Below are 20,997 nucleotides of genomic sequence, written 5' to 3'. Positions count from 1 at the left end.
GAAGCAAGCCCTCAGCCAGCTCGTGATGATTTACCCCGACCGAATCAACCCCCACCTCTAACCAATTCCCAACACTTACACAAAAGATTTGACAGGCTCTATCCGCAGCAGCTCAAACACAGCCCGCTGAGCACGCCGGTGTCTGAGCTGAACGGCGTCGCATTGAAACAACGGATTGCCACTATGACGTACCAACTTTTGGCCGAAGGCGAGACAGGTCCCGGCCACCGGGTGATCACTATCTCTGCGCACTCCCCAAATCCAACATGTTGCATGGGAATTGCCTGGCCTGATTCTTACCGCTCTTTCGGCAGGAAACCAGCCACCAACTTGGCAGGAATCCAGCGCCGAACCGGCCCACAAAGAGTTGGTCACACACAAAGACGGATGGACGACACTGTTCACCTGCGTCTGCAGCCCGCCCACCCATAACTACTCGGCCCCACCGGCACAAGCAGAAACTCCAGCGGGACACCCGAGGCAACGAGGCCAGTCCCTCACCGTGCCAAAAACCAGAAACCAGAAACCAGAATCAGAACGAAATCGAACATTGTCGAGAAGCCGACGGGTGAATTGAGAGTAAGTCACATGGCAGCGGCTGGCTCGAAGTCAGCGCGCTGACCAGCCGCCGTCCATCGTGTAGCTCGACCCGGTGACCATGGCAGCATCGTCGGAGGCGAGCCAGGCCACGAGCGACCCGACCTCGGCTGGTTCAACCAGTCGTTTGATCGCGCTCTCGGTGAGCATGATCTTGCTGAGCACCTCGGCCTCCGGAATGCCGTGCACCAGAGCCTGGTCGGTGATCTGCTTCTCGACCAGGGGGGTGCGCACGTAACCGGGGGCCACGCAGTTGCTCGTCACTCCGTGCGCCCCGCCCTCGAGGGCGGTCACCTTGGACAGGCCTTCAAGCCCGTGCTTGGCCGAGACATAGGCACTCTTGAACGGCGAGGCACGAATGCCGTGCACCGAGGACACGTTGATGATGCGCCCAAAGTTCGCCGCGTACATCTGCGGCAGTACGGCCCGAATCAGCAGGAACGGGGCCTCCAGCATAAGCGTGAGAATATTGTGAAAATCGGCCGGATTGAAGTCCTGGATCGGATTGATCCGCTGAATTCCGGCGTTATTGACCAGAATGTCGACGCCGTCGAGAGCCGTGGCAAGAGCGTTATCGGTGAGGGCCTCGGTGGCCATCAGGTTGACGGTCCAGATTGATCCACCGACCTCCTCGGCCAGGGAGGTCGCCTCCGCTGTGTCGATGTCGGCGACGACGACGTGCGCGCCCCGAGCGGCGAGCGTTCGAACGACGGCCGCGCCGATTCCGCTCGCCCCGCCGGTGACGAGGGCGCGACGACCGGCGAGGGGCTGGCTCGGGGTTCGAACGGAGACGCTGCTGGCAACGAAGGTGTTGGCGCTGACGGCGTCGGTGAGATCAGTCATTTGGTTCCTTTTGGTTGCGCGATCGCTGCAGGGTGGGTCGGTCAGAGGCGGGGCACCCCCGGCGCCCCGCCTCTGACGATCGAATGAGTTGAGCCGGTCAGTTGCCGGAGGAGGCGGGCTCGAGCCCATGCTTGCGGGCGTCGACCGCGTCGACCTCGCGCAGCGATGCCCCCTTGGTCTCCTTCAGGGTGACGACGGCGACCACGGTGATCGCGCAGGCGATCATGATGTAGATCGCGACGGGAATCCACGTGTTGTACTGCTGCAGCAGCGCAGCGGCGATGATCGGCGCCATCGAGCCGGCCAGAATCGACGTGACCTGGTAGCCGAGTGATACCCCGGAGTAGCGCATCCGAGTCGGGAACATTTCGCTCATGATCGCGGGCTGACCGGCATACATCAGGGCATGGAAGCAGAGCCCGACCGTGACGGCGAGAATGATGAGCACCGGGTTCAGCGTGTCGAACATGGGGAAGGCGAAGAATGCCCAGCTGGCACCGAGCACGGCACCGGCGAGGTAGACGGGCTTACGGCCGAGGCGGTCCGAAAGGCGCCCGACCTGGGGAATCACGATGAAGTGCACGACGTGGGCGATCAGCAGGGCGATCAACAGCTGGCCCGTGTCGTACTCGTGCACCGTCTTCAAATAGACGATCGAGAAACTCACGATGATGTAGTACAGGATGTTTTCGGCGAAGCGCAGACCCATGGCTCCGAGGATTCCCTTGGGGTACTTCTTCACGACCTCGAGCACGCCATAGTTGACGGCCTTCTCGGCCTCAACCTGGGCACGGGCCTCGAGAAAAATCGGGGCTTCGCTGACGTGGGTGCGAATGTAGTAGCCGATCACGACGATGATCGCGGAGAGCCAGAACGCCACACGCCAGCCCCAGCTGAGGAACTGCTCGGGCGGAAGGAGCCAGGTCATGGTCAGCAGCACGAGGGTGGCGAGCAGGTTGCCCACCGGAACGGCGGCCTGCGGCCAGCTTGACCAGAAGCCACGCGACGCGTTCGGGCTGTGCTCGGCGACGAGCAGAACGGCGCCGCCCCACTCGCCACCGACGGCGAAGCCCTGGATGAAACGGAGGGCCACGAGCAGCGCGGGGGCCCAGTAGCCGATGGTGTCGAAGCCGGGCAGGCAGCCCATGAGGAAGGTGGCGGCACCAACCATGATGATCGTCACCTGCAGGGTGTGCTTCCGACCGAGTTTGTCACCGATCTGGCCGAACACGATGCCGCCCAAAGGCCGCGCAATGAACCCGACGGCGTAGGTGAGGAAGGCGGCGATAATGCCGTCCAGCTCACTGCCGGCGTTCGGGAAGAAGACCGTGCCGAAGACCAGGCTCGCGGCCGTGGCGTAGAGGAAGAACTCATACCATTCCACGACCGTGCCCACCATCGAAGCGGCGACGATCTTCTTGAGGCCGGACTTTTCAGTTTCGCTGCCGGCGGTTGGCGTGGTCTGACCGGAACCGGCAGCCCCAACGCGTTGATTGACACTCATTGTCTGTCTCCTTTGTGTCGTCAATGACACGTACTGTGCGGTGAGAAGTGCGCGGAAGATTTCGGCCGCCTGGCTGAAGCACGACCTGACTGAGTATTCCCGCAGGACGGCCGGGCAACAAGAGTCAAAATGACAGAGCGCGTGTGCATAATTGCAGATATGACCTTTGAACCGGCTGGTACCGACCCGCACCCTGATGATCTGCTGATCTTTCTGGCCGTTGCCCGCACCGGGCGTTTCACGACCGCCGCCGAGGGCCTGGGCCTCAACCACACCACGGTGTCCCGGCGGATCGCCGCTCTGGAGAAGGCGCTCGACGGCCGTCTGTTGGCCCGCGCTGTCGGCGGCTGGGAGTTGACCGAGCTCGGACACCGAGCCCTGACTGCGGCCGAAGGCGTCGAATCGGCGCTCACCCTGCTGCGCAGCTCCGCGACAGATTCCCCGCAGCTGTCCGGAGTGGTGCGCATGTCGGCCACCGACGGGTTCAGCGCCTACATCGCCGCCCCGGCCGTGGCAGCGCTGCAGCGACGGCATCCGCTGCTGCGAGTTGAAATCGTCACCGTGACACGTCGCGCCCTGCAGCACCGCTCCGGCCTGGATATCGAGGTCGTGGTCGGTGAGCCGCAGGTGCACCGGGCCGAATCGATCCTGCTCGGCTATTACCACCTCGGTATGTACGCCTCCCGGCCGTACCTGGCCGAGCACGGCACTCCGACGACGGTGGAGGAGCTGACGCAGCATCCGCTCGTCTATTTTGTGGATTCGATGCTGCAGGTCGACGATCTCGACGCGCCCAGGCGGCTGGTGCCGCAGATGCGGGAGTCGCTCAGCTCGACGAACGTCTTCGTGCATGTGGAGGGCACCAGGGCCGGCGCTGGAATCGGCTTCCTGCCGTGTTTCATGGCCGATCAGCACGCTGATCTGGTGCGGGTGCTGCCGCAAAGTTTTCAGGAGCGACTGCCGTACTGGATGGTATTGCGCACCGAATCGCTGCGGCTGCCCGCCGTGGCGGCACTGGTGGGCGCCCTGCGTGCGCAGATGGAATCGTATGCCGCGGCGTTGCTTGGTCATCACGACGACCAACGAGATCCTGCCGCGCAACTGGCCATCTAGACTAGGAGCACACCGGCGGGAGTGGTGGAATTGGCAGACACGCAGGATTTAGGTTCCTGTGCTTTCGAGCGTGGGGGTTCAAGTCCCCTCTCCCGCACACGGTCATCGGGCGTCACCTCCCCCTAATGCCGGGGCGGAGCGGCCGGGCAATTTCCCACGATTGCGCGATACTCTGGGCTCGGTATCCGCTGCACTCACCCGATAAATGCCCGCCGCCAACTGGAGTTCCCTGCATGAATCCCACCGCACTGATTCCCTGGCTCGACCCGACCCAGATCATCGAATCGGCCGGTCCGTGGGCGCTGCTCGTCGTCTGTGCCATCGTCTTCGCCGAGACCGGATTGCTCGTCGGATTTCTCCTCCCCGGGGACACGCTGTTGATCATCACCGGCCTACTCGCGTTCCCCGCAGCCGGCGTGATTCAGATCGACATCTGGTGGGTCGCACTGGCCATCGGCTTTGCGGCATTTCTCGGCGGCGAGGTCGGCTACCTCATCGGTCATAAGTTCGGCCCGCGCGTCTTCGAACGCAAGGAATCCGGCTTGTTCAGCATTAAAAACGTCGACCGCACCAACGCATTCTTCGTGCGTTTCGGCGGCGTCGCCGTCATCGTGGCCCGGTTTGTGCCGATCGTGCGTACCTTTGCCCCGGTCGCCGCCGGTGTCGGCCACATGGACTACCGCAAGTACACCCTGTACAACCTGATCGGTGCCCTGCTCTGGGGAACCGGGCTGACCCTTGCAGGCTATTTTCTCGGCTACATTCCGCCGGTCGCTGACTTCGTGACGGCCTACATCGACCTGATCCTAATCGGTGCCGTCGTGATCACCTTGATCCCGACGGTGTACCACTACGTGCAGTCGGTCGTGAAGGCCCGTCGCCTGCGCGATCGGCCCAGCGAAGCCACCGGCAGCCACCTGCTCGACCCCGACACGTTCAACACGAACCACTCCGGCCGGCACGAGGTCTGATCAGCTGGTTCTGATCAGCTGGTTCTGATCAGCTGCTTCTGATCAGCTCAGCGGTGCTGCTGGTCTTCGTGCTCGGCGTGCTCGGCCGGTTCCAGCTGAAAGGTGGAGTGGGCGACGTCGAAATGCTTCGCCAGGCACCCCGACAGCTCGTCGAGCAGGGTGCCCGTGCCGGCAGCGAGCACCGTCGGTTCGACGACGACGTGGGCGGTGAACACGTGCGCGCCGCTTGTAATGGCCCAAACGTGCACGTCGTGCACGGCGACGACACCGGCGGTACCGAGCAGGTGGCGCCGAATCTCGGACACGTCCGTGTCGGCCGGTGTTGACTGGCTGAACACCCGCACGACGTCCCGCAGCAAGAAGTAGGCGCGCGGCACGATCATTCCGGCGATGACCAGCGAGGCGACAGCATCCGCCCCCGCAAAACCGGTCAAGAGGATGACGATGGCCGCGACGATCACAGCTACCGACCCGAGAGCGTCACCGAGCACCTCGAGGTAGGCGCCACGCATGTTGATCGACCCGGCGGCGGCTGGACGCAGCAGCACCATAGCCGCCACGTTCGCGGCGAGACCGATGATCGCAACGACGAGCATCGGAGTGCCGAGGACCTCCGTGTCGCTCGGGCGCACCAGCCGCAGCACCGCCGCGACGGAGACGACACCGGCCACCACGAGCAGGATCAGACCATTGATGAGCGCGCCGAATACCTCAGCGCGCTGAAAGCCGAAGGTGGCCCGGTCCGTGGCTGGCCTTGCCGCGACCAGGGTGGCGGTCAACGCGACGATGAGCCCGAACAGGTCGGAGAGCATGTGCCCGGCGTCGGCCAACAGGGCGAGCGAGCCGGTCAGCCAGGCTCCCAGCACCTCGAGCACCAGCACGGAACCCACGATGCCGATGGCGATCGACAAACGCCTCCGGTTCGATCCGGTGCCGTGCGCGTGATCGTGGCCCATGGCACAAGGTTAGGGCCGTGGTGGGCTGCTCGCCAGCCGCCCGGCGAGTTGGCGGCGAATCAGCTGCCGAGCACCTCGCGCAGTACCGGAACGAGACCCTCGAAGGCGATCGCCCGATGGCTAACCTGGTTTTTCACGTGCCCCGAGAGTTCGGCGGCCGAGATGGCATAGCCCTCCGGCAGAAAGATCGGGTCGTACCCGAATCCATTCTCGCCGGCCGGTTCGAACAGAAGCTGCCCCGGCCATTCGCCGGTCACGGCACGTTCGGTGCCGTCGGGCAGTGCGAGGGCTGCCACGCAGGTGAAGTGCGCGTCGCGGTGCTGCTCGGGAACGTCGCTGAGTTGCCAGAGCAACAGGCGCAGATTCTCGCCAGCGTCTTTGGCCGGGCCAGACCAGCGCGCAGAAAAGATGCCGGGCGCTCCGCCGAGAATGTCGACGCAGATACCGGAATCGTCGGCAATGGCCGGCAGCCCGGTGTGGGCCGCGGCAGCACGGGCCTTGATCAGGGCGTTCTCGGTGAAACTGACGCCGTCTTCGACCGGCTCGGGGCCGTCGTAGGCGAGCACCTCAACGCCCGGAAGCTGTGGGGCCAGGATGCGCCGCAGCTCTTCAACCTTGTGGGCGTTGTGCGTGGCGAGAACGATCTGCACGTGTCAGTTCCCCAGCGCGCTGGTCTGAAACTCGGTCAGGGTGACGGCGCCCTTCAGCGCCAGATCGAGCAGCGTGTCCAGTTCACTGCGGTCAAACGGTGCCGCCTCGGCGGTGCCCTGCACCTCGACGAATTTGCCCCGACCGGTCACGACCACGTTCATGTCGGTGTCGGCGCGCACGTCTTCGGTGTAGGCCAGATCGAGCATGGGGACACCGCCGATGATGCCAACTGACACGGCCGAGACGCTGTCGATGAGCGGCTGCGCCTTCTGCGAGATGAACTTCTTGCTGCGACCCCACTCGAGCGCGTCAGCGAGGGCAACGTAGGCGCCCGTGATGGCCGCGGTGCGGGTGCCGCCGTCGGCCTGCAGCACGTCACAGTCAAGCACCAGGGTGTTCTCGCCCAGCGCCTTCATATCGACGACAGCGCGCAGGCTGCGGCCGATCAAGCGGCTGATCTCGTGGGTGCGGCCGCCGATCTTGCCCTTGACCGATTCGCGGTCCATGCGGCTGTTGGTCGAGCGGGGCAGCATCGAGTATTCGGCAGTGACCCAGCCCTTGCCCTTGCCGCTCATCCAGCGCGGAACGCCGTTGGTGAACGATGCCGTGCAGAGCACCTTGGTGCGCCCGTAGGAGATCAGTGCCGACCCTTCGGCCTGGTCGCTCCAGCCGCGCTCGATCGTGATCGGGCGAAGTTCGTCGTTGGTGCGCCCGTCGGCGCGCAGGGTTTCGGTCACGGTGTACTCCTAGTGGTTCGGGTTCAAGACGGAAAAGGGTGGCGATGCGAGTGCGCTCAGATTGATCGCGCCGGTTTCGATCAGTTCGACCCGGTTGATTTCTGGGCCGATCAGGCGATGAGCGAGGGCCAGAAAATCCTCGGCGCTGTCACCGGTGGCCTCGTAGCGATAGGTCGGCGGACTCGTGCGGCCACGTTCGAGCCCCTGGCTGACCAGCACCCGGTAGACGTCGTTGGCGGTTTCGGTGTCGCTGGAGACCAGAGTCACGCCCTCCCCCATGACATATGAGATCGCGCCGCGCAGGAACGGATAGTGAGTACAGCCGAGCACCAGGGTGTCGACCTCGGCCGCGCGCAGCGGTGCGAGGTATTCCTCGGCGACGGCGAGCAGCTCGGCGCCGGTCGTGACACCGGCCTCGACGAACTCCACAAATCGGGGACAGGCCTGGCTGAACAGGGAGATTTGGGGCGCCGCAGCAAAGGCATCGTTGTAGGCGCGGGAGTTGACGGTGCCGACCGTTCCGATCACCCCGACCCGCTGGTTACGCGTGGTCACGACCGCACGCCGAACTGCGGGCTGGATGACTTCAATCACCGGCACGCTGTAGCGTTCGCGGGCATCGCGCAGCATGGCCGCCGACGCCGTGTTGCAGGCAATGACGAGCAGTTTCACGTCCTGGGCGACGAGGTCATCGAGCACGTCGAGTGCGAAACCGCGCACATCGGCGATCTTCTTCGAGCCGTAGGGCGAGTGCGCCGTATCGCCGATATAGAGGATGGATTCGTTCGGCAACTGGTCCTTGATCGCCCGGGCGACGGTCAGGCCGCCCACTCCGGAATCGAAAATACCAATCGGTGCATCCGTCACGAAGATCAAGCCTAGCCCGACCGAGCGGATAAGCTGTGCCGGGTGACCCCGACCCCCACCTTCCCCGTTCCTGCACATGGCGACCCGGCTGCCCGCACGCCGGCACTGCACTCGCCGGCACTGCACTCACCGGCACTGCGAACCGACCGCTACGAACTCACGATGGTCGACGCCGCAATCCAAAGCGGGACCGCCGATCGCGAGTGCATGTTCGAGGCCTTCGCCCGGCGCCTGCCGGCGGGCCGCCGCTATGGCATCGTCGCCGGTACCGGCCGACTGCTGGACCTGATTCGGCAGTTTCGCTTCGAAACCGAAGAACTGACCTGGCTGGAGCAGAACGGGGTCGTGCGCACGCCCACCCTCGACTATCTCGCCAATTACTCCTTCAGTGGCAACGTCTGGGGCTATCAGGAAGGGGAAGCCTACTTTCCCGGGTCGCCGCTTCTGCTAGTGGAAAGCACCTTCGCCGAGGGCGTCATTCTAGAGACACTCATTTTGAGCGTGCTCAACTACGACATCGCGGTCGCGAGCGCGGCCGCGCGCATGGTCTCGGTCAGCCTCGGCCGCCCGATCGCCGAAATGGGCTCACGCCGCACCAATGAGCATTCGGCGGTCGCCGCCGCCCGCGCCGCATTCATCGCCGGCTTCGCCTCGACCAGCAACCTCGAAGCCGGCCGCCAGTGGGGCCTGCCAACGATGGGCACCGCCGCGCACTCATTTATTTTGCTGCACGACAACGAAGAAGAAGCATTCCAGGCGCAAGTGGATGCCTTCGGTGCGGCCACGACGCTGCTCGTGGACACCTACGACGTGCCCGCCGGCATCGCCCGGGCGGTCAAGGTCGCTGGCCCCGACCTCGGTTCAATCCGCATCGACTCCGGAGATCTACCCACCGTCGTGGCCGCCGCGCGCGCGCAGCTTGACGCGCTCGGCGCGGTCAACACGAAGATCACGGTCACGAGCGATCTCGACGAGTTCGCCATCGCTGCCCTGTCCGCCAGCCCGGTCGACGCCTTTGGCGTCGGTACCTCGGTGGTCACCGGTTCTGGCGAGCCGGCCGCCGGCCTGGTCTACAAGCTCGTCGCGCACAAGGGTCACGGCGATGACTGGATTTCCGTTGCCAAGACCTCAACCGCGAAACTGTCCATCGGTGGACGCAAGAGCGCACTGCGCCGAGTGGATGGCGCCGGTATCGCGCAGGAAGAGATCGTCGTGCTCGACCATGGGCCCGCTGCCCAGTTCGATTCCCGCAGCGGACTGGAACGAACACTCCTCGTGCCCCTCATCGAAGGCGGCACCGTCGACGAACGCTACCTCGGATCGGCCGGGACCCTGCGCGCTCGCGCGCATAATGCATCCGTTATGCAGGAATTGCCGATTGAAGCGTTTCGGCTCGGGCGCGGCGAGGCTGTTATTCCGACCTCGTACCGCTAGCTGCGGCCGGACTACCTGCTACTTGGCCTTCATCTTTTCGTAGATGGCCTTGCAGGTCGGGCAGACCGGAAACTTCTCCGGGTCGCGCCCCGGCAACCACTTCTTGCCGCACAGCGCCTTGACCGGCTTGCCGGAAATGGCCGACTCCATGATTTTGTCTTTCGGGACGTAGTGCGAAAACCGTTCGTGGTCGCCCGGTTCAAGCTGCTCCTGCTTGATGAGTTCTTCGAGCTCACGGTCAAGGGTGGACGTTCCGCCGCCGGGCTGGCCGGGTTCTGCAATGCTCGCGCGAAATTCAGTCATGGCACCAGTCTAAGCAATCTCGGGCCGTCTGGGCTGGCACGGGGTGATCAGGTAGGTGGTGATCAGGCGCGCTGCGCGGAGGCGAGCATCTCGGGTCCACGTCGTTCGAAGGTGCGCGAGCCGAGCCAGATTCCCACGATCACGGCGAGCAGACCGAGCCCGATTCCAGCTCCCAGGCTACGCAGATGCCAGACCGGATCCTCGGTAATTCCCAGGTACGCGAACAGGAGCGCGGGCAGCGCGAGAACGATCGAGCCGGTGAAGGTCAACGATTGCACCAGAGCCGCTGCCGTGTCGGAGGCCTGCGGCTGCGCAAACGGGCTGTCGCCGGGTTTCGTGACCGGGTACGGAAACCTCGTCGAGGTGTAGCTCGAAAAACCCAGACCGGCCAGGAGGATGCAGGTGCTCACTCCCAGCATGGACGGCAGCACCGTCCAGTCTCCGTAGAACCAGATACTGATGGCCGACCCGATACCGATAACGGGGATGGCCATGACCAATGCGGGAACGAGCCGACCGATGCGGTCGGCTACCCCGCGCGTACCGGAGGCAACGTGCAGCCAGATGGCCGTGCTGTCGTAGGCGACGTCGTTGTGCATAGTCCAGCCGAGGAAGACGCACATGAGCGGCACCGGGACCAGGGCGAGGTAGTGCAAGGGCACACCGGCGATATTGAGTGGCAAGACCGCGATAATCGGAACGATCGGGATCATGATGAGCGATACCCAGTAGCGCGAGTCACGGGCCCAGTAAGTGAAGGTGCGCGCCGCGATGGCGCCGACGGCGTTGTGCGGCATGCGGTCGAACCAGCCCAGCCCGGAATACTGCTTCGCTGCCGCTTCGCGACCGGGCGACACGAGCATACGCGCCACGACCAGCTGCCAGATCAACCACAGGGTGTAGACCGACGCTGCAGCGATGACGAGCTTGAGAATGGCCGGGCCCCAGGCACCGGTGGAGGCGTCCCCGGGCACTGCCCAGGCTGCACCGAGCGGCGTCCAGCCCAGAATTGAGGCGAGCGTGCCGAGCAGGGTACGGCCGTTCCGGGCCCAGTCCGTACTGATCAGCACCACGACCACCGGGGAAATCATGACCAGCACGACGACTCCGATGAGGCCGGTGAATTCTCGCGAACGCCGGGTGGAGAGCAGAAATGCTGCAAGGGATGCGCTCACTCGCGACAACAGAACGCAGGTGGCCAGGATGAGCCCGGCTGAGACGAGCGCGAGCAGCGTCTGGCCCACGCCACGCGACCAGGTAAACACCGTGCCGAGCAGAACAATGCTCAGCGTGACGGCCGGAACACCGATCAGAGCCGACCCTGCCAGGCCCAGCGACAAGGAACGATTCGGAATGCCCAGGAAGGCGAACTTGCGTGGGTCCATGCTGTCGTCGATTCCGGCGACGATCGGGATGAGCAGAAAGCCCAGCACCACCACCGATCCGGCCACGATGAGCGAATCACGAATCAGAACCGGGTCACCGACGAATCGCATTGAGATCAGGGCGACGAGAAAGGTTATGGCAACGCCGAGCCCGTAGAGCAGGCCGACGACCAGGCCGACGACCTGCCAGGGACTCCGGCGAAATAGGTTAGCGAGCAGCCGGAGTTTCAGGCCGAAAAATTGTGCAACCATTCCATGCCCTCCGCCACCTTGCGCCCACCGGCGAGTTCAACGAACCGGTCTTCGAGCGTCTTCTGACCACGCACCTCGTCAACGGTGCCGGCCGCCAGGACCCGCCCCTGCACGATGATCGCGACGTGATCGCAGACCCGCTGAATCAGATCCATACCGTGGCTGGACAGCACGACGGTGCCGCCGGCAGCAACATACTTCTGCAGAATTTCGGTGACGTTGACCGCGGAAACCGGGTCGACCGACTCGAAGGGTTCATCGAGCACGAGTACGCGGGGGGAATGGATCATGGCACAGGCCAGGGCGATCTTCTTGGTCATGCCGGCGGAGTAGTCGGCGACCAGCCGGTTGAGTGCGTCCTCGAGGCCGAACGCCGCGGCCAAATCCGCCGACCGGGTACGCACAGTGTCGTTGTCGAGCCCGCGGAGCGTGCCAGCGTAATAAAGCAGCTGCGCCCCGGTCAGCCGATCGAACAGCCGAAGCCGATCGGGCAGCACCCCGATGACGCGCTTGGCGTCGTTGGGTCGCTTCCACACGTCGATTCCGTGCACGGTGACGGTTCCGGCTGCCGGCCGAAGCAGCCCGGTGATCATGGACAGGGTCGTGGTCTTCCCGGCACCGTTCGGTCCGACGATGCCATAGAACGACCCGGCACGAACAGTCAGGTTGAGGTCGGAAACCGCGATGGTCTGTCCGAAGCGTTTGATCAGGCCACGCGCCTCGATCACAATCGGGGCCGGCTTGGCCACGGATGCGGGCACGGACTTCGGTTGTGCCTTCAGGCTCGCCTTCGGTCCGGCCTTCGGGGCCGTCCTGGGTGCCGTTTTGGGCGCTGACTGGGGCGCCGTTTGAAGCTCGGCTGGAACCTCGGTCTGTGGCTCTAGCTCGGCGGGAACCTCGGTCTGGGGATCCGGCGCGGCCGGGTCTGTGGGCGCAGCGGTGCGGAGCCGGTCCTGGAGCGCATCGCGCGTCGCATAGGGACGAGTCGTTTCGTCGGTCGCGCTGTTGGCGAGCGACGACGTCGTGGCCGCGGATGGTGCCGGAGCGGTCGTTGACGCGGGGACGGATGCCTTTCGAACCGCCGGCTTGCGCACGGTCGGTTTACGTGCGATCGGCTGGGTCGTTGTGTCCGTTGTGTCAGAGGAGGTTGATGCGTTCGGTCCAGGCGCGGTCGATTTCTTAGCCGTGGCCGCAGCCGATGCCGATGCCGATGCCCCAGCGGCTGGCTTGCGTACAGCTGGTTTACGCGCGGCAGGCTTACGCGCAGCCGGCGTCGGAACGGGAGGTTCCAGCGTGGCCGGTTTGACGAGAGCAGACTCAATTGCCGCCGGACCCGAGGAGTTGAGTTCCACGATCTTTCGTTCCACGGCGTTCGGCGCTTTCGATTCAGCGGAAGTGACAGTTACAGATTCGTCGTCAGGTTCGGAGTCGAGCGGTACAAAAGTCACTCAGCTAACCTACCAAGGACCACCGACCTGCGGGCGCGGAAGGCCGCTTGACAGCCATTTCAACCTGTGAGTACGCTCCATGCCGGGTCACGAAATGGACACGTGCTGCGACGTTTCTGCCCGCGGAACGACCCGACGGGTTATGGTGAGATTGACATAACGGTGTGTCTTTACGTGAACATGTGGGTGAATCCTAAGCAAACTCTTCGCAAGCGAGTGGGTTTTCAGGCGTAACCCCAACCATTCTTGAGGAGATAATCGTGACGACACAGGCAGGTAAGACGCAGTCGGTCAAGACGCAGGTCGTTATTCTGGCCGCCGGCATGGGCAGCCGCCTCGGACGCTCGCTGCCGAAGCCGCTCACCGAACTTAACGATGGCCGCACCATCATGCAGCAGCAGTTCGACAACATCGCCCACGCCTTCGGCAAAGCCGCCAAGGTCACCATCGTCGTCGGCTACAAGCTCGAGCACATCATCGAAGCGTTCCCACAGGCATCCTTCGTTTACAACGAAGAATACGACCAGACCAACACGTCGAAAAGCCTGCTGCGTGCCCTGCAGGCGTCGAAGTCGGGCGGCGTGCTCTGGATGAACGGTGACGTCGTCTTCGACCCGGCCATTCTCGACCGCGCGGCCGCCATGATGGCCCGCGACCAGTCCTTCGTCACCGTGAACACCGACAAGGTGTCCGATGAAGAGGTCAAGTACACGACGAGCGCCGAGGGCTATATCAAGGAGCTGTCCAAGACTGTCAAGGGCGGACTCGGCGAAGCCGTCGGCATCAACTACGTGTCGAGTGCCGACAAGGCGACGCTGATCCGCCAGCTGAGCAAGGTAGCCGACCAGGACTACTTCGAGCGCGGCATTGAGCTTGCGATCGAGCAGAACCGCATGCTGGTGGAGCCGGTGAACATCTCCGACTTCTACGCCGTCGAGGTGGATTTCGCCGAAGACCTCGAGCGCGCGAACTTGTTCGTCTAACCGACATCACATGGCCCGACCGAACCCCCGCGCCTCGGCGTGGGGGTTTTCTGGTGCCTCAACATAGTTTGCGCGCCGCTGGCGTAGATTTGACGTAGGAAAATTCAGAGGATGGACAGACGTGGCGCACAATTCCATGACCGATGATCGGGATGTTCTGGCAGGAGAGACCGTGGTGCTCGTTGCCGAGGACGGAACGCCGATCGGCACGGCCGACAAGGCGCTCGTGCACGACCGTGATACCGCGCTGCACCTGGCATTCTCCTGCCACGTCTTCGATGAGAACGAGCGCATTTTGGTCACCCGCCGTGCGCTGACCAAGAAAGCCTGGCCCGGCGTGTGGACCAATTCTTTCTGCGGTCACCCGGCGCCCGGTGAGACTCTGGCGAATGCGGCGCTGCGCCGGGCCAGCCACGAACTCGGCATCGAACTGACCGAACTCACCCTCGCTTTACCTGATTTTCGCTACCGTGCGATCGATGCGTCCGGAATCGTGGAGAACGAAATCTGCCCGGTGTTCACGGCAGTGACCCAGACGCCCGTTTCGCCGCGAGCCGACGAGGTCATGGAATGGCGGTGGGTGCCTCTCGACGACCTCGTCCTGGCGGTGCGTACCACGCCGTGGGCGTTCAGCCCGTGGCTGACTCTGCAGCTCCCGCTGCTCTTTCCGCAGGTCTAAATCGTTTCGGCACTCGCCAACAGCCCGGCCGAGCAACATCAATCGTTCAGAGCCTGGCCTCGTTTCTCGGGGAGCCCGAAGGTACCGAGCGCGGCGACCACGAAAAATGCCGCGAAAACAGTGAACAGCAACCCGGTTCCGCCGGTCTCGCGCAGTATGGGAACGGTCAGTGGCGCCACGATAGCGGCGATTCGACCGCTGCCAGCAGCCCACCCAGCTCCAGTTGCCCGGATGCGAGTGGGATACACTTCCGGCGTCACCGCGTAGAGCGCACCCCACGCGCCCAGATTGAAGAACGAGAGCAGCATACCGGCCGCGATCACCTGGCTGGCGTCGGTTGCGGTGCCAAACAGGGCAGCCGAAATGGCTGAGCCGATCAGGAACACAGCAAGGGTGCTGCGCCGCCCCCACCGTTCGATCAGATAGGCCGATGCGGCATAGCCAGGAAGCTGCGCCACCGTGATGATCAGCGTATAGCCGAAGGAATGTACCAGAGAAAAGCCGGAGGCGACCAGCAGGGTCGGCAACCAGATGAAAGCACCGTAATAAGAAAAGTTCACGCAGAACCAGACCAACCACAGGGCGGCGGTGCGGCCACGCAGCCCCGGCGACCACAAAGCGGCCAAGCCCCCCGTGCGAGCTCGTCGATCTGGTCTGTCACGATCGGACGGGTTCAACTCTGGGTGTGCCACCGCTACTCCGGCCGAGCGTTCGAATCGGCGAACGGTTGACTCTGCCTGCACAAATCGCCCCCGCGATTCGAGAAAACGAACCGATTCCGGAAGGCCCAGGCGCACGAACATGGCGTACAGTGCCGGTGCAGCGCCGACGGCCAGGGCCCAGCGCCATCCGTTTTCCGACGACGGCACCACGAGATATCCGATCACGGCCGCGATGGTCCAGCCAACTGCCCAGAACGATTCCAGCAGCACGATGATGCGCCCGCGAATTCGTGGCGGCGCAAACTCGCTGACCAGCGTCGAAGCGACCGGAAGCTCGGCTCCGAGACCCAGCCCCACGAGGAATCTCCAGGCGATCAGCACGGCCACCGATCCGGACAGAGCGGATGCTCCCGTCGCCAGGCCGTAGACGAGGAGGGTCAGAGCAAAGACCTGGCGTCGTCCGATGCGATCGGCCAGGAGCCCACCGAGACCGGCGCCTACGGCCATGCCGACGAAACCTGCGGAAGCGATCCAGGACAATTCCACGTCGGTTGTGTTCCATTGCACCGCCAATTGGGCCAAAACGAACGAGATCAGTCCCACGTCCATGGCGTCCAACGCCCAGCCCAGGCCGGAGCCGACCAACAGGCGGCGATGCTCGCGCGTAAACGGCAGGGCGTCTAATCGCGCCGTACGCGTCAATCGTGCCGGGACGTTCGCGGGCACTGCTCGATTCACATTTGCCGGAACTTCGGCCACAGGGTTTCCACTTCGCTTGGACCAGCACAATCAACAAATACTTTACGCGCGTGACGACGGAACCTATTCAGCGTGCGTCAGTACATTCCGAGCTGGAGCTTTGCCGCCTGCGACATCCGGTCCTGGCCCCACGGTGGATCCCAGACCAGTTCAATATCGATTTCGCTGACGCCGGAGACCGATTTGATCGCGGTTCGGGCATCCTCTTTAAGCACATCGCCCATGCCGCAGCCCGGAGCGGTCATGGACATTTTCACCTCGACCCGGTGGGTGCCATCGGGCAACAACTCGTCTTGGCACAGGTAAATCAGGCCCAGGTCGACGACATTGATCGGTATTTCCGGGTCGAACACGTTCTTGAGCGCGTCCAGTACGTGATCCAGCTCGAACGGGCCTTCCTTCACCATCATGGATCCGACGCTGGAGGTGGCGGGCTGGCTCAGGCCCAGCGCTGCGGAATCCTCAGCGCCTATGCGCACGAGGTAACCCATCGCGGTCTGCACGGTCACGCTGTCGCCCAGGGTCTGCGTCACGACCACCTGCTCGCCGGCCTGCAATAACATGGGCGATCCGCCCGGAATCACGGTTGCCTGACAGTTCTGACTGAGTTCCACTATCTGGTAACCGCTGGAGCCCATCATCAGTCTTCCTTCGTTTCCAGCGCGTTGCGCAGCGCCTGCCAGGCCAGGGAGGCACACTTGACCCGCGCCGGATATTCCCAGACACCGGAGAGCACGGCAAGCTTGCCTACCTCGGCCAGGGAATCGTCGCCGGAGGGTTCGGTCGTGAGCATGGCGTGGACGCGATCGAACAGCTCCAAAGCCTCATCTTCGTGCAGCCCCTTGACGGCCATGGTCAGCAGTGAGGCGGATGCTTGCGAGATGGTACATCCGTCGCCCAGAAAGGCCACGTCGGCAAGGACACCATCGCTGATCTGAACGGAGAGCACCACCTGGTCGCCGCAAATCGGATTGACCGCCTCGACCGTGCGGGTCGCGCGCTCGATCGTGCGAAAGTTGCGTGGTCGCCGCCCGTGGTCGATGATCATGTCCTGGTAGAGACCCCTAATACCCGCACTGACCGAAGAGCCCGCTGGCTCGCCCGGGCGTTCCGCCCGTGCCCGCCTCTGACCGGGGCTCGTCGTCACGGCGCGAACGGGCGTCACGATGCAACCAGATGGGCGTCATTTCCGAACCGACCGGCGACCACGCGTTCCAGCTGTGCTCGCAAGGGCAACAGGTCGATCCGGTCGACCATCTCGTGCACAAACGCGTAGATGAGCAGGCCCCGGGCTTCCTCGAGCGGGATAGCCCGCGCCCGCAAGTACATCAAGGCCTCGTCGTCCATCTGACCGACGGCGGCACCGTGTGTGCATTTCACGTCGTCGGTGTAAATCTCCAGTCGGGGACGAGTGTCGACCTCGGCCCGGTCGGAGAGCAGCAAATTCTTGTTCTTCTGGTTCGCATCCGTTCCGTCCGCACCGTGCCGCACCATGATATGACCGTTGAATACCCCGTGGGAACGCCCATCCAACACCCCCTTGTAGAGCTGGTGACTGGTACAGTCGGTCGCTGCGTGGTCGACGAAGATCGTGTTGTCGTGGAGTTGATCGCCCCGCGGCAGGTAGATACCGTCGAGGCTGACCTCGGCCCCGACGCCGTCCAGCAAAACGCGCACCTCGTGCCGGGCGATGGCGCCGCCCAGCATGATCGAGCGGGAGGAGAATCGGCTACCGCGCCCTTGCCGCACGGAGAGCAGCGCCACGTGGAAGGCCGTCACCGGCTCGTTCTGAACCTTGTAGTGCTCGATCTGCGCGTCCTCGGCCAGGACGACTTCGGTGACAGCGTTGGTGCAATACACGTCGGCCTCGATCCCGGCGTAGGTCTCGACGATCGTTGCTCGCGAGCCGGGGTCGGCGATCAGCACCGATCTGGGGCTGGAGATCAATGGCACTCCGCCCGCGTCAGAAAAGAACACGAGTTGGATCGGTTCGTCCACGATGGCGCCGGCCGTGAGGTGGATGAATGCGCCGTCTTCGGCGAGCGCATCGTTGAATGCGGCGAAGGCGTGGCGCGCCCCAGGCGTGTGGGCGAAGAAGGGTTCGAGGCGGTCAGGCCCGGCTGCCAGCACGGCGGCCAGGGTAGTGACGACGGCACCGGCTGGCAGCCCGGTCAGTCGGGAGAATTGCGCCGAATAGTGGCCGTTGATGAAGACCAGGCGTAGTCCACCGAGATCGACCGCTGCAGCGTCGATCATTTCTGCCGTGACCCGACTGCCGGAGGCGACGGTAGCGGCAGCGAACGGCACGGCCAGGAGGGGGGCCAGCCCGGTGTACTTCCAATCCTCGTTCTTGTGGGTCGGGAAGCCGTGTTCGCCCACCCACTGCAGGGCGTCCACCCGAGCGTCATTGAGCCAGGCAGGGTCGCGCGTTCCGAGCCGAGGTTCGAAACCGGCGAGCACCCCGCCGGCCGCCCGCTGCAGGGTCACCGGGACACCCCGACCGGGGTTGAACGCCCAGAATCCACCGGCTGCGTGTCCGTGTAGCCATGCGCTTCGAGCTCCAGCGCCAGGTCTTTGCCGCCGGAACGCACGATGCGGCCGGCGGTCATGACGTGCACTTGATCGGGAATGATGTAGTCGAGCAGCCTCTGGTGATGCGTGATGACGAGCATACTCCGGCCTTCGCTCCGCAGAGCGTTCACCCCGCTGGCGACAACCCGCAGCGCATCGATGTCGAGACCGGAATCCGTCTCATCCAGGATGGCGAGCTTGGGTTCGAGGATCGCCATCTGCAAGATTTCGTTTCGTTTCTTCTCGCCGCCGGAGAAGCCCTCATTCACCGAGCGGTTCATGAACGTCTGGTCCATCTCAACCAGTTTCATTTTCTCCTGGGCCAGCTCAAGAAAATCCACCGGATCGAGTTCGTCCTGCCCGCGCTGACGACGGAGGGAGTTCAGTGCGGTGCGCATGAAGTACATGTTGCCGACGCCCGGGATCTCAACCGGATGCTGAAAGGCCAGGAATACGCCAGCGGCAGCGCGGTCCTCTGGTGACAGAGCCAGTAGGTCCTGCCCCTCATAGCGGACGCTGCCCGAGATCTGGTAACCGTCTCGACCGATCAGCACACTGGCCAGGGTGCTTTTCCCCGACCCGTTGGGACCCATGATCGCGTGAACCTCGCCCGGTTTGAGCTGCAGGTTCACTCCTCGCAGAATTTCTTTGTCCTCGATACTGGCGTGCAGTTCTTCGATTTTCAGCATTATCCAACGCTTCCTTCCAGGCTTACGGTTAACAGTTTTTGCGCCTCGACGGCGAACTCCATCGGCAGCATCTTGAACACTTCCCGGCAGAAACCGTTCACGATCATCGACACCGCTTCTTCTTCGGGGATGCCGCGCTGGCGGCAATACAGGAGTTGTTCCTCGCCGATTTTGGAGGTGGAGGCCTCGTGTTCGACCTGTCCGGTTTTGTTCTTCACCTCGATGTAGGGCAGGGTGTGTGCGCCGCTGTCCTTGCCGATCAACAATGAATCGCACTGCGTGAAGTTGCGCGCACCGACTGCCGAATGTCGCATATTCACCAGCCCCCGGTAGGTGTTCTGGCCGTGTCCGGCCGAAATCGCTTTGGAGATGATGGTGCTCTTGGTGTTCTTACCGATGTGCACCATCTTGCTGCCGGTGTCGGCTTGCTGATGCCGGGCCGTCAGCGCCACTGAGTAGAACTCTCCGACCGAGTTGTCACCCTTCAAGACGACGCCGGGGTACTTCCAGGTGATCGCCGAACCGGTCTCGACCTGAGTCCAGGAAATTCGGGAATTGCGCCCGGCTGCCATGCCTCGTTTGGTGACGAAGTTGTAGACACCGCCGTTTCCGTCAGCGTCCCCCGGGTACCAGTTCTGCACGGTCGAATACTTGATCTGAGCGTCATCGAGGGCCACCAGCTCGACCACGGCGGCGTGCAGTTGGTTCGTGTCCCGCACCGGCGCGGTGCACCCCTCGAGGTAGCTCACGTAGGCGCCCTCCTCGGCAATGATCAGGGTGCGTTCAAACTGACCGGTATCCGCAGCATTGATCCGGAAGTAGGTGGAGAGTTCCATCGGGCAATGCACGCCCTTGGGGATGTAGCAGAACGAGCCGTCGGTAAACACTGCAGCGTTCAGGGACGCGAAGAAGTTGTCGTTGTACGGGACCACCGTGCCGAGGTATTTCCGCACCAGGTCGGGATGATCTTGCACGGCCTCAGAGAAGGAGCAGAAAATGACACCGACCTCGGCCAGCTTGTCCTTGAACGTGGTCGCAACCGAGACCGAATCGACAATGGCATCGACCGCGACTCCGCTGAGTCGTTCTTGCTCCCCCAGCGAAATGCCGAGCTTGTCGAACATCTCCCGCAACTCCGGATCGACTTCGTCGAGACTCGCCAGGTTCTTTTTCGGCTTCGGGGCGGCGTAGTAAATAATGTCCTGATAGTCGACCGGTCCGTAGGAGACATGCTGCCAGGTGGGTGCCGTCAACGTGATCCAATGCCGGTAGGCACGCAGACGCGAATCCAACAACCATTCCGGCTCATTCTTCTTGCTCGATATCAGCCTGATGATGTCTTCGTTCAGGCCTCGGGGTGCCACATCGGTGTCCAGATCGGTGACGAACCCGTACTTGTAATCTTGATTCGCTAATTCACGGACCTCGTCCGAGATACCGGGCGTTATTGTCGGTGCACTCATCTTCGTCTCCAGTTGTTGTGTGGTGTTTTCGGGCACGTTCGATCGAGCCATGCCTGTCGATCAGTCAGTGGCTGTCGATCAGTCAGTGGCTGTCGATCAGTCAGTGGCTGTCGATCAGTCAGTGGCTGTC

The 20,997-nt window shown here is 63.4% G+C and carries 20 protein-coding genes and 1 tRNA gene; 6 read left to right on the top strand and 15 right to left on the bottom strand.

The window, feature by feature from the left end:
- Window positions 1-609 precede the first annotated feature (609 nt).
- Both E3T43_RS14875 and E3T43_RS14870 read right to left on the bottom strand, forming a co-directional pair.
- Window positions 610-1,440 (bottom strand): 3-hydroxybutyrate dehydrogenase, encoded by an 831-nt coding sequence (locus E3T43_RS14875; protein ID WP_134442691.1) that lies wholly within the window; start codon window positions 1,438-1,440, stop codon window positions 610-612.
- A gap of 97 nt (window positions 1,441-1,537) precedes the next feature.
- Window positions 1,538-2,944, bottom strand: a complete 1,407-nt coding sequence (locus E3T43_RS14870; protein ID WP_134472987.1) for an MFS transporter — start codon at window positions 2,942-2,944, stop codon at window positions 1,538-1,540.
- Between the two features lie 159 nt (window positions 2,945-3,103).
- Between E3T43_RS14870 and E3T43_RS14865 the strand changes: the two genes are divergently transcribed.
- From E3T43_RS14865 to E3T43_RS14855, 3 genes are all read left to right on the top strand, one after another.
- The gene (locus E3T43_RS14865; RefSeq protein WP_198414377.1) at window positions 3,104-4,057 is read left to right on the top strand and encodes a LysR family transcriptional regulator; all 954 of its coding nucleotides are present in this window, start codon (window positions 3,104-3,106) and stop codon (window positions 4,055-4,057) included.
- 15 nt (window positions 4,058-4,072) lie between these two features.
- A tRNA-Leu gene (locus E3T43_RS14860) sits at window positions 4,073-4,154 on the top strand.
- A 136-nt stretch (window positions 4,155-4,290) separates the two neighbouring features.
- Window positions 4,291-5,028: a DedA family protein gene (locus E3T43_RS14855; protein ID WP_134442688.1), complete on the top strand. Its 738-nt coding sequence runs from the start codon at window positions 4,291-4,293 to the stop codon at window positions 5,026-5,028.
- A gap of 47 nt (window positions 5,029-5,075) precedes the next feature.
- On the opposite strand, the gene E3T43_RS14850 is transcribed toward E3T43_RS14855, so the two are convergent.
- The 4 genes from E3T43_RS14850 to murI are packed head-to-tail and all read right to left on the bottom strand — an operon-like array spanning window position 5,076 to window position 8,239.
- The gene (locus E3T43_RS14850; RefSeq protein ID WP_134472985.1) at window positions 5,076-5,984 is read right to left on the bottom strand and encodes a cation diffusion facilitator family transporter; all 909 of its coding nucleotides are present in this window, start codon (window positions 5,982-5,984) and stop codon (window positions 5,076-5,078) included.
- Between the two features lie 59 nt (window positions 5,985-6,043).
- Complete coding sequence (gene rdgB / locus E3T43_RS14845) at window positions 6,044-6,634, bottom strand: RdgB/HAM1 family non-canonical purine NTP pyrophosphatase (RefSeq protein WP_092449379.1); 591 nt, start codon at window positions 6,632-6,634, stop codon at window positions 6,044-6,046.
- Window positions 6,635-6,637: 3 nt separating this feature from the next.
- The gene (gene rph, locus E3T43_RS14840; protein ID WP_104132668.1) at window positions 6,638-7,372 is read right to left on the bottom strand and encodes a ribonuclease PH; all 735 of its coding nucleotides are present in this window, start codon (window positions 7,370-7,372) and stop codon (window positions 6,638-6,640) included.
- 9 nt (window positions 7,373-7,381) lie between these two features.
- Window positions 7,382-8,239, bottom strand: coding sequence for a glutamate racemase (murI, locus tag E3T43_RS14835; RefSeq protein ID WP_104132669.1), 858 nt, complete (start codon window positions 8,237-8,239; stop codon window positions 7,382-7,384).
- A gap of 162 nt (window positions 8,240-8,401) precedes the next feature.
- On the opposite strand from murI, the gene E3T43_RS14830 reads away from it, so the two are divergent.
- The gene (locus tag E3T43_RS14830; protein WP_241979020.1) at window positions 8,402-9,673 is read left to right on the top strand and encodes a nicotinate phosphoribosyltransferase; all 1,272 of its coding nucleotides are present in this window, start codon (window positions 8,402-8,404) and stop codon (window positions 9,671-9,673) included.
- Between the two features lie 18 nt (window positions 9,674-9,691).
- Here the strand turns inward: E3T43_RS14830 and E3T43_RS14825 are convergent, their stop codons facing one another.
- From E3T43_RS14825 to E3T43_RS19790, 3 genes are all read right to left on the bottom strand, one after another.
- Window positions 9,692-9,976 (bottom strand): DUF3039 domain-containing protein, encoded by a 285-nt coding sequence (locus tag E3T43_RS14825; protein ID WP_092449385.1) that lies wholly within the window; start codon window positions 9,974-9,976, stop codon window positions 9,692-9,694.
- A 62-nt stretch (window positions 9,977-10,038) separates the two neighbouring features.
- A complete protein-coding gene (locus E3T43_RS14820; protein ID WP_134472984.1) occupies window positions 10,039-11,613 on the bottom strand; it encodes a hypothetical protein in 1,575 nt (524 codons plus the stop codon).
- Window positions 11,589-13,061, bottom strand: coding sequence for an ATP-binding cassette domain-containing protein (locus E3T43_RS19790; RefSeq protein ID WP_370449981.1), 1,473 nt, complete (start codon window positions 13,059-13,061; stop codon window positions 11,589-11,591). Before E3T43_RS19790 ends, E3T43_RS14820 begins: the two co-directional genes overlap by 25 nt.
- 260 nt (window positions 13,062-13,321) lie before the next feature.
- On the opposite strand from E3T43_RS19790, the gene E3T43_RS14810 reads away from it, so the two are divergent.
- A complete protein-coding gene (locus E3T43_RS14810; protein ID WP_255454004.1) occupies window positions 13,322-14,044 on the top strand; it encodes an NTP transferase domain-containing protein in 723 nt (240 codons plus the stop codon).
- A gap of 136 nt (window positions 14,045-14,180) precedes the next feature.
- The gene (gene idi / locus E3T43_RS14805) at window positions 14,181-14,723 is read left to right on the top strand and encodes an isopentenyl-diphosphate Delta-isomerase (RefSeq protein WP_134442683.1); all 543 of its coding nucleotides are present in this window, start codon (window positions 14,181-14,183) and stop codon (window positions 14,721-14,723) included.
- 38 nt (window positions 14,724-14,761) lie between these two features.
- Here the strand turns inward: idi and E3T43_RS14800 are convergent, their stop codons facing one another.
- From E3T43_RS14800 to sufB, 6 genes are all read right to left on the bottom strand, one after another.
- Entirely contained in the window at window positions 14,762-16,111 is a 1,350-nt protein-coding gene (locus tag E3T43_RS14800) for an MFS transporter (RefSeq protein ID WP_241979015.1), read from the bottom strand.
- Window positions 16,112-16,221: 110 nt separating this feature from the next.
- A complete protein-coding gene (locus tag E3T43_RS14795; protein ID WP_198414376.1) occupies window positions 16,222-16,785 on the bottom strand; it encodes an iron-sulfur cluster assembly protein in 564 nt (187 codons plus the stop codon).
- Entirely contained in the window at window positions 16,785-17,291 is a 507-nt protein-coding gene (sufU, locus tag E3T43_RS14790; protein WP_255454215.1) for a Fe-S cluster assembly sulfur transfer protein SufU, read from the bottom strand. The genes E3T43_RS14795 and sufU overlap by 1 nt, the downstream gene beginning before the upstream one ends.
- A 14-nt stretch (window positions 17,292-17,305) precedes the next feature.
- A complete protein-coding gene (sufD, locus tag E3T43_RS14785) occupies window positions 17,306-18,631 on the bottom strand; it encodes a Fe-S cluster assembly protein SufD (protein WP_198414375.1) in 1,326 nt (441 codons plus the stop codon).
- Window positions 18,628-19,404: a Fe-S cluster assembly ATPase SufC gene (gene sufC, locus E3T43_RS14780; protein ID WP_134472982.1), complete on the bottom strand. Its 777-nt coding sequence runs from the start codon at window positions 19,402-19,404 to the stop codon at window positions 18,628-18,630. The genes sufD and sufC overlap by 4 nt, the downstream gene beginning before the upstream one ends.
- A complete protein-coding gene (gene sufB / locus E3T43_RS14775) occupies window positions 19,404-20,867 on the bottom strand; it encodes a Fe-S cluster assembly protein SufB (RefSeq protein WP_134442680.1) in 1,464 nt (487 codons plus the stop codon). The genes sufC and sufB overlap by 1 nt, the downstream gene beginning before the upstream one ends.
- Between the last annotated feature and the right edge of the window lie 130 nt (window positions 20,868-20,997).

The organism is Cryobacterium sp. Hh7 (assembly GCF_004403155.1).
Classification (GTDB): domain Bacteria; phylum Actinomycetota; class Actinomycetes; order Actinomycetales; family Microbacteriaceae; genus Cryobacterium; species Cryobacterium levicorallinum.
This window is presented reverse-complemented; position numbering and strand designations above follow the sequence as displayed.

Coding starts and splice junctions, on each gene's coding strand:
- sufB (WP_134442680.1), bottom strand. CDS start 20,867: ATGAGTGCACCGACAATAACGCCCGGTATCTCGGACGAGGTCCGTGAA.
- E3T43_RS14830 (WP_241979020.1), top strand. CDS start 8,402: ATGGTCGACGCCGCAATCCAAAGCGGGACCGCCGATCGCGAGTGCATG.
- idi (WP_134442683.1), top strand. CDS start 14,181: ATGACCGATGATCGGGATGTTCTGGCAGGAGAGACCGTGGTGCTCGTT.
- E3T43_RS14820 (WP_134472984.1), bottom strand. CDS start 11,613: ATGGTTGCACAATTTTTCGGCCTGAAACTCCGGCTGCTCGCTAACCTA.
- E3T43_RS14825 (WP_092449385.1), bottom strand. CDS start 9,976: ATGACTGAATTTCGCGCGAGCATTGCAGAACCCGGCCAGCCCGGCGGC.
- E3T43_RS14870 (WP_134472987.1), bottom strand. CDS start 2,944: ATGAGTGTCAATCAACGCGTTGGGGCTGCCGGTTCCGGTCAGACCACG.
- E3T43_RS14865 (WP_198414377.1), top strand. CDS start 3,104: ATGACCTTTGAACCGGCTGGTACCGACCCGCACCCTGATGATCTGCTG.
- E3T43_RS14850 (WP_134472985.1), bottom strand. CDS start 5,984: ATGGGCCACGATCACGCGCACGGCACCGGATCGAACCGGAGGCGTTTG.
- E3T43_RS14875 (WP_134442691.1), bottom strand. CDS start 1,440: ATGACTGATCTCACCGACGCCGTCAGCGCCAACACCTTCGTTGCCAGC.
- sufC (WP_134472982.1), bottom strand. CDS start 19,404: ATGCTGAAAATCGAAGAACTGCACGCCAGTATCGAGGACAAAGAAATT.
- E3T43_RS14855 (WP_134442688.1), top strand. CDS start 4,291: ATGAATCCCACCGCACTGATTCCCTGGCTCGACCCGACCCAGATCATC.
- E3T43_RS14795 (WP_198414376.1), bottom strand. CDS start 16,785: ATGATGGGCTCCAGCGGTTACCAGATAGTGGAACTCAGTCAGAACTGT.